Consider the following 7526-nt stretch of genomic DNA (forward strand, 5'->3'; position numbering starts at 1 on the left):
AGCGCAACCTCATCACCATGGCGGGACGAGCATCGACCGTCGGGCGGCCGGTACTGTACAAGACGACTGAGCACTTTTTGGCCTACTTTGGTATCAACAGTCTTGCCGACCTACCCTCGTTAGAGGAGGTTGAGGCGCTGCTCAAGGCTCGTGCGCCGCGAGAAGAAGCTGAACCCACGGCTGGGGAGGTCGATGTCGAAGTGGTTTCACCAGGAGAAATCCGAGTCGACCAGGGAAAAGACGACGATGGTGAGGCTCAATAAGTTCCTGGCCGGCAGCGGAGTTGCCTCCCGCCGGGCATGTGATGAGCTCATCAGGAGCGGACGCGTCACCGTCAACGGCGAGGCGGTCAGCTCTCTGGCCACCTGGGTCGACGAGCAGAGGGACGAGGTTGCTGTGGACGGGCAGGTGGTGAAGCCAAAACAAGGCCACGTGTACATCATGCTGCACAAGCCGCGGGGATATGTGACCACGGTGCGTGATACCCGCGGGAGGCCCAAAGTGATCGACCTTGTGCCCAGGGGCTCGCGCCTGTTCCCGGTGGGCCGCCTGGACATTGACACGGAGGGGTTGCTCCTGCTGACCGACGACGGCGAATTGACCAATCGCCTCCTCCACCCGCGCTTCAAAGTCGCCAAGACCTATGTGGCGGTGCTCGACCGCGAGGTGGCGGTGCGCGATATTGCAAAGTTGCGTCAGGGAATTGCCTTGGACGACGGCATGACGGCACCGTGCGAGGCGCGCCTGTTGGACGCCCCGCCGCATGGCAAGGTGGTGGAACTCACTTTGCGCGAGGGCCGCAAGAGACAGGTGAGGCGGATGTTCGCGGCGCTGGGCTATCATGTGCTCCTCCTGCGCAGAGTGGCGTTTGGCCCTCTCGGCTTGGGCGAGCTGCCAATCGGCTCCTGGCGCCACCTGACTGATGAGGAAGTTGCACAACTTCACCAAGCGGGCGGTCTGGCAGGGAAAAGTACATGCCCTGCGTCGACGGACTGCTTGGCGGCCTTGGAGGGTTGAGAGGGAAAGGGTGGAGGGAAGGCGCAGGAGGCTCATCATCGCCATCGACGGCGTCGCCGCTTCCGGCAAGAGCACCACGGCTCGCCTCGTGGCAGAGAAGTTGGGTTACCTTTACCTGGATTCTGGGGCATTGTACCGGGCGCTCACGCTCAAGGTGATCCGCGAGGGCATTGACCCTGCCGACGAGCACGAGGTCGCCGCCCTGGCGCGCCAAACGGCGATCCAATTGCAGCGGAAAGGTGGACATCTGCGCGTGCTCTTGGACGGGCAGGATGTGACCGAGGACATCCGCGCGCCGGAGGTCGCGGAGAAGATCGGCCCGGTGGCGGCGAACCGCGCTGTGCGCGAGCAGATGGTTGCCCTGCAGCGCGCCATTGGCGCCCGAGGCGGGGTAGTGGCAGAAGGGCGAGACATCGGCACTGTGATCTTTCCTCATGCCGATCTCAAATTCTACTTCACCGCCTCTTTGGAAGTGCGGGCACGGCGCCGGCAGGCTGAATACGCGGCCAAGTCGGTGCAGGCGCCCCTCGAGGAATTGGCTGCGCAGTTACAGCGCCGTGACCAGGACGACGCGCGGCGCGCCTATGGGCCGCTGCGCAAAGCCCCAGATGCAATCGAAGTGGATACGACGGATCTAAGCATCGACCAGCAGGTCGAGCTCATTCTTCGGAAGGTGCGGGAACATCTCGGTGAAACTGGAGCAGCGCGGGCGTGAGGGGCAAGAGCCAAGCTCCGCGCTGACTGTTGACATAGACGAGAATGCCGGCTTTTGCGCCGGCGTGGCGCGGGCAATCGCCTTGGCAGAGGGAGCCCTCGCCAAGGGCAGGTTAGCTTCCATCGGCCCGGTGATTCATAACCCTGCGGAAGTGGTAAGGCTGCAGCAGAAGGGCTTGTTGACCATTCCGCAGGAAGAAGTGGAGAGCTGCGATCCGAGGACCTTGGGGGTGCGGCGCGTGCTGATCCGCAGCCACGGCGTGTCCGAGTCGCTGCGGGCCCGCCTCGCAGAGGCAGGGCTGGAAGTGGTCGACGGCACCTGCCCTATCGTGCGGCGCGTGCAACAGCTGGTCAAAGACTATTGCGCCCGAGGCTATCGCGTGGTGGTCTTCGGCAAGAAGGACCACCCCGAGGTTCTGGGACTTGTAGGCCATTGCCCACAAGGGGCCGTCGTAGTGGGTTCGCTGGAAGAGGCAGGGAAGATTGCACCAGGGCCGCCCACGGTCCTCGTGGCGCAGACGACCGCACCCGAGGCACGTTTTCATGAGGTGGCGGCCGCGTTGCGACGGCGGCTGCCGTCGTTGGAGGTGTTTAACACCACCTGTCGTTCTGTGAGCCGCCGACAGGAAAGCATCGCAGCCTTCGCACGTGCTCACGATGTGGTCGTGTTTGTCGGGGGCAAGGAGAGTTCTAATTCACGGCAATTGTTCGATATTTGCCAGCAGAACAACAAGCGCTCCTTCTGGGTGGAAAGTGCGGACGAAGTTCAGGCAGGATGGTTTGGCCCAGGGGAAGCGGTGGGGATAACAGGGGGGGCCTCCACTCCACGCTGGTTGTTGGAGAGGGTGGCGTCTCACGTAGCACACGTTGCCCGTACCTGCGGGCACGAAAAACACATAAAAGGAGGTAGTGCTGAATGATGAACGAGGACACCACACAGGCGTTCGCGCAGGACGCCGCAGCCGAAGGCGCGACGAAAGGAGGTGAGAGCGCAGCGGATCAGGTGGGCAGCCACACCGCATCTGAGCAGATGCAACCGGCCCAGAACCTGCCTGCGGAAGACGACGAGTACACGCCTGAGGAACGAGAAGCCCTCATGCGCATGTACGAGGAGACCCTCAGCGAATTTGTCGAGGGCGAGGTCGTCGTAGGCAAGATCTTGGCCGTGGGCGAGAAAGAGGTGGCCGTCGACGTCGGGTTCAAATCGGAAGGCACCATCCCCATTGAAGAGTTCCCCAATCCGGCTGAGCTCAAAGTGGGCGACGACGTCGAGGTGGTCTTTGACCAGATCGAAGACCAGGAAGGACAGCTGGTCCTTTCCAAACGCAAGGCCGACTTCATGAAGGTCTGGGAGAGGGTCAAGCAGTCCTACGAGAAGGGCGAGGTCATCAAGGGGCGCTGCGTGCGGCGGATCAAAGGCGGCCTGGTGGTGGACATCGACGGCGTCGACGCCTTCCTACCCGGCTCGCAGATCGATGTCCGCCCGGTGCGCGACTTTGATGCCTACATAGGGCAAACCCTTGATCTCAAAGTGGTCAAGATCAATCACGCCCGGAAGAACATCGTCGTCTCCCATCGCGTGCTCGTGGAAGAGGCCATGGCCGGGCAGCGGGAGAAGATCCTTGCCGAGTTGGAGCGCGGCCAGGTGCTGGAAGGCACCGTGAAGAACATCACCGATTTCGGTGTGTTCATCGACCTTGGCGGCGTGGACGGCCTGTTACACGTCAACGACCTATCTTGGGGCCGGGTGAACCACCCCTCAGAGGTGGTCTCTTTGGACCAGAAGCTGAAGGTCGTTGTGTTGGACTTTAACGAACAGAAAGATCGCATCTCCTTAGGCTACAAGCAGCTTCAGCCGCATCCCTGGGAAGACGTCGACAAGAAGTACCCGGTCGGCTCGGTGGTGCAGGGCAAAGTGGTGAGCATCTCCGACTATGGCGCCTTTGTCGAGCTGGAAAAGGGCGTCGAAGGCCTGGTGCACATCTCAGAGATGTCGTGGACGCAGCACGTCAAGCACCCCTCCAAGATCCTGAGCGTGGGTGAGATCATCCAGGCAAAGGTGCTCAACGTGCAGAAGGAGGAGCGCAAGATCTCGCTCGGCCTGAAGCAACTCCAACCCGATCCTTGGGAGACGCTCGCCGAACGCTATCCGGTCGGGTCAATCCACAAGGGCAAGGTGCGCAATCTCACCAACTTTGGCGCCTTTGTGGAGTTGGAAGAAGGGATCGACGGTCTGGTGCACATCTCCGACCTTTCCTGGACCAAGAAAGTGCGGCACCCAGGAGAGGTCATCAAGAAGGGCGACGAGATTACGGTCACCGTCCTCAAGGTGGACCCTGTGAACCGCCGCATCTCGCTTGGGTACAAGCAGACGCAAGAGAACCCGTGGGACCGGTTCGAGGAGATGTATCGGCCCGGCACCCTGGTCACCGGGAAAATCACCCGGCTCATCGAGAAGGGCCTGTTGGTCGAGCTGCCCGGCGACGTCGAGGGTTTTGTTCCTATGTCCCATCTGGCCAAGCCTGGTATCAGCAAACCGGCGGATGGCTATCACCTCGACGAACAGATCGAACTCTGCGTGATCGAGTTCAGCAAGGATAACAAGCGCATCGTTCTGTCGGAGAAGAGGGCTTTAGAGAAGAGCGCCGCCGAGCAGCCAGAAAAGGGAGCGCCCGAGGCAGCTGAGGCCGAAGCCAGCGAGACGCCCGAAAGCGTCGTGGGCGAGCCTGTGGCGGCGGAAAGCGCACCTACGCCGGAGGCGGAACCAGCAGCCCAGGCGAGCGCGCCGACCGAGGTTGTTGAAGTGCCTTCGCCAGAGGTTGGGGCAGTCGAGGAAGCGCCGAGTGGACCTGCCGAACCTACTGCAGAGGCAGCGGTCGAGAAGCCGAAGCCCAAGCGAAAGGTCACCCGCAAGAAGCCGGCAAAGGCAGCAGACGCCGAGGCGGGCGATCAGCCCCAGGCAGAGCCTCCTGCCGCGGAAAGTGGCGCTGCCGCTGGCGACGAGGTGGGGGGCTGATGTCGGTCAGCGAGGCGCAATTCTTGGTTTCCGCCGTTGTGGCTGAGGAAACTGGATCTGTGTGATGACGTGGAGGGTGTCGGGTCCATCTTGTGGCCCGACACCGCCATTTGAGTGTCATGCGAAAAGTAGCCATCTACACCCTGGGCTGCAAGCTCAATCAAGCCGAGGGCGCCATGCTGGCAGAGGAGTTCTGCCGTCGGGGCTTTCGTCTCGTGCCTTTTGGAGCTCCCGCCGATGTGGTGGTGATTAACACCTGCAGCGTGACGCAGCGCACGGACGCATGCTCGCGCCAGGCAGTGCGACGCGCCGCCAGAGAAAAGCCCGAGGCCTTTCTCGTGGTGACGGGCTGCTACGCGCAGCTTGCCCCGGAGGAGCTTGCGGCCCTGCCGGGTGTGGATGTAGTTTTGGGCGCCGAAGCCAAGTTCCAGCTTTTTGAATACCTGAATGGGGGCCAGAAGCGCAAGGAGCCGGTGGTGCGTGTTGCCGGGCCAGAACGTCGCTTTGTGGCTCCTTGTCCGGGAGACGCCACGCCACGGACCCGCGCCTTCCTGAAGATTCAGGACGGGTGCGACGCTGGCTGCAGCTATTGCACCGTGCCGCTCGCGCGCGGGCCGGCACGGAGTGCCGAGGTGGAGGATGTGGTGGCCAGGGCCACCCGCCTGGCCGAACGAGGGCACAAAGAGCTGGTCCTCACGGGCGTGCACATTGGCGCGTATGGACGTGACTTGCATCCCGGTACCGACTTGGCGGCATTGCTGTACCGTCTGTGTACCGCATTGCCCGAGGTCCGCTTCCGCCTCAGTTCGCTTGAGTGCACGGAGATTACGCCACCTCTTTTGCAGGCCATTGCTGAGCACCAGCAGGTCTGTCGCCACTTTCACGTGCCGCTGCAGAGCGGCAGCGATGCAGTCCTGGCCTCGATGCGGCGACCATACGCAGCCCGCGACTTCTTAGATTGCCTGCGGAAGCTACGCGCCGCCTTTCCGGAAGCGAGCATTGGCAGCGACGTAATTGTCGGGTACCCAGGCGAGGAGGATAGCGATTTCCACGCCACGATGGAGTGCGTTCAGAAGGCTCCTTTGACCTACCTGCATGTGTTCCGCTATTCGAGGCGGCCGCGCACCGCAGCGGCAGATTTGGGCAATCAAGTGCCCGCACCTTTGGCCGAGGAGAGAGCTGCTCGTCTGCGCGCGCTGGGGGCGAAGAAGCGCATGCAATTCGCTGCAAGCTTTGTGGGGCGCGCCCTGCAGGTGCTGTTCGAGCGCCAAACAGACGGCTGGGTTCACGGGATCAGCGACAACTACTTGAGGGTTCGCGTTCCGAACGGCGGGCGCGATCTCCGCAATGTGCTCGCAGCCGTCCATGTGGATGCGCTTGCAGAGGACGGCACGCTGGTTGGTCACCTTGATCCAGCAGAAATGCGCAGAAGGGGGACGGCGGCACGGCATCGCCCAATCGGCAGCGCACAGCCTGCTGTGGTTTGCACGCACAGCGAAGGTGACTGAGGGCAGGTGCCGTTGTTCCCAGCAAGAGGCCCCGTTGGTCCAGTGCATAATGAGTGACAGAGTACGCACATACTGGATTGAGACGTACGGCTGCCAGATGAACAAGTACGACTCCGAGCTCGTAGCCGGTATCTTGCAGGGCGCTGGTTACCAGGCAGCTGAGTCCCTGTCGGCAGCCGAGGTCGTCCTGGTCAACACGTGCTCCGTTCGCGAAAGTGCAGAGAGGCGGGTGCGCGGCAGATTGAACGCCCTGAAAGCGCTCAAGTCCGATGGGGCCTGCCGGGTGCTTGGGGTGATCGGCTGCATGGCCGAACGCCTCCGCGAGCGCCTCCTCAGAGAGCACCCTGCCGTGGACCTTGTGCTTGGGCCAGATGCATACCGGCGGCTCCCTGCGCTTCTTGACAGCCTCATTGACAAACGAATGGTCGGCGAGCTGCGCGACGCCTCGTGTGCCTCAGAGACATACGCAGACATCGAGCCCGTGCGCGAGCCGGGGGTAAGTGCCTGGGTGGCAATTATGCGGGGGTGCAACAATTTTTGCTCTTACTGCGTGGTTCCCTACGCGCGGGGGCGGGAAAGGAGCCGCCCGGTTGAGTCGATCGTCGCCGAGGTGGAGAAACTTGTCGCCCAAGGGTTCGTGGAAGTTACGCTCCTTGGGCAGAACGTGAACTCCTATCGCGACGGCGGGCACGATTTTGCCGACTTGCTCGCCCGAGTGGCTCAGATTCCAGGCTTGGTCCGACTGCGTTTTGCCACCTCCCATCCCAAGGACCTGTCCACGAAGCTGATTCACACTATCGCCGCTCACGAGGTGATTTGCAAGCATGTCCACCTCCCGGTGCAATCCGGGAGCGACAGGATACTCCAGGCGATGAACCGCGGCTACACCAGAGAGCAGTACTTGCGGCTGTTGGGTGAGCTCCGCAGCGTGATGCCGGAGATTGCTCTGACCACCGATGTGATCGTCGGCTTCCCAGGCGAAGAAGCGGCGGACTTTTTGGCCACCCGCTCCCTACTGGAAGAGGCGCGGTTTGATGCCGCCTTCCTCTTCAAATACTCACCCCGAGAAGGTACGGCGGCCTTTCGGTTACAAGAGACGGTGAGCGAGGAAGAGAAGCAGGCAAGGCTCGAGGACCTCATTGCGCTGCAGAAGCAGATCACTCTGGAGAAAAACCGCCAGCGTATTGGCTCAGTCGTCGAGGTGCTCATCGAAGGACGGAGCAAAAAGTCGGCCCGGCAGGTGATGGGCCGCACCGAAGGAAACATGATCG

At 62.1% G+C, this 7526-nt stretch carries 7 protein-coding genes; all 7 read left to right on the forward strand.

All coding sequences use genetic code 11. From position 1 onward, the window contains the following. Positions 1 to 263: SMC-Scp complex subunit ScpB (locus H5U38_07190; GenBank protein ID MBC7186801.1), on the forward strand; the 263-nt coding region annotated here is incomplete at its 5' end. Beyond that, on the forward strand, positions 193 to 1017 hold the full coding sequence (locus H5U38_07195; protein ID MBC7186802.1) for an rRNA pseudouridine synthase: 825 nt from the start codon (positions 193 to 195) through the stop codon (positions 1015 to 1017). The genes H5U38_07190 and H5U38_07195, both read left to right, overlap by 71 nt. Then, entirely contained in the window at positions 923 to 1732 is an 810-nt protein-coding gene (locus H5U38_07200) for a (d)CMP kinase (GenBank protein MBC7186803.1), read from the forward strand. Before H5U38_07195 ends, H5U38_07200 begins: the two co-directional genes overlap by 95 nt. Further along, complete coding sequence (locus tag H5U38_07205) at positions 1707 to 2651, forward strand: 4-hydroxy-3-methylbut-2-enyl diphosphate reductase (protein ID MBC7186804.1); 945 nt, start codon at positions 1707 to 1709, stop codon at positions 2649 to 2651. The genes H5U38_07200 and H5U38_07205 overlap by 26 nt, the downstream gene beginning before the upstream one ends. Further along, positions 2648 to 4747 carry a 30S ribosomal protein S1 gene (gene rpsA / locus H5U38_07210; protein MBC7186805.1) on the forward strand — a complete coding sequence of 700 codons (2100 nt, stop codon included), beginning with the start codon at positions 2648 to 2650 and terminating at the stop codon, positions 4745 to 4747. The genes H5U38_07205 and rpsA overlap by 4 nt, the downstream gene beginning before the upstream one ends. 119 nt (positions 4748 to 4866) lie before the next feature. After that, positions 4867 to 6255 (forward strand): tRNA (N(6)-L-threonylcarbamoyladenosine(37)-C(2))-methylthiotransferase MtaB, encoded by a 1389-nt coding sequence (mtaB, locus tag H5U38_07215; GenBank protein MBC7186806.1) that lies wholly within the window; start codon positions 4867 to 4869, stop codon positions 6253 to 6255. 49 nt (positions 6256 to 6304) lie between these two features. Then, positions 6305 to 7526 (forward strand): tRNA (N6-isopentenyl adenosine(37)-C2)-methylthiotransferase MiaB (gene miaB, locus H5U38_07220; protein MBC7186807.1); only part of this gene is annotated, 1222 nt, incomplete at its 3' end.

This window comes from Calditrichota bacterium, from assembly GCA_014359355.1.
In the GTDB taxonomy this organism is placed as follows: Bacteria; Zhuqueibacterota; Zhuqueibacteria; order JANLFK01; family Oleimicrobiaceae; genus Oleimicrobium.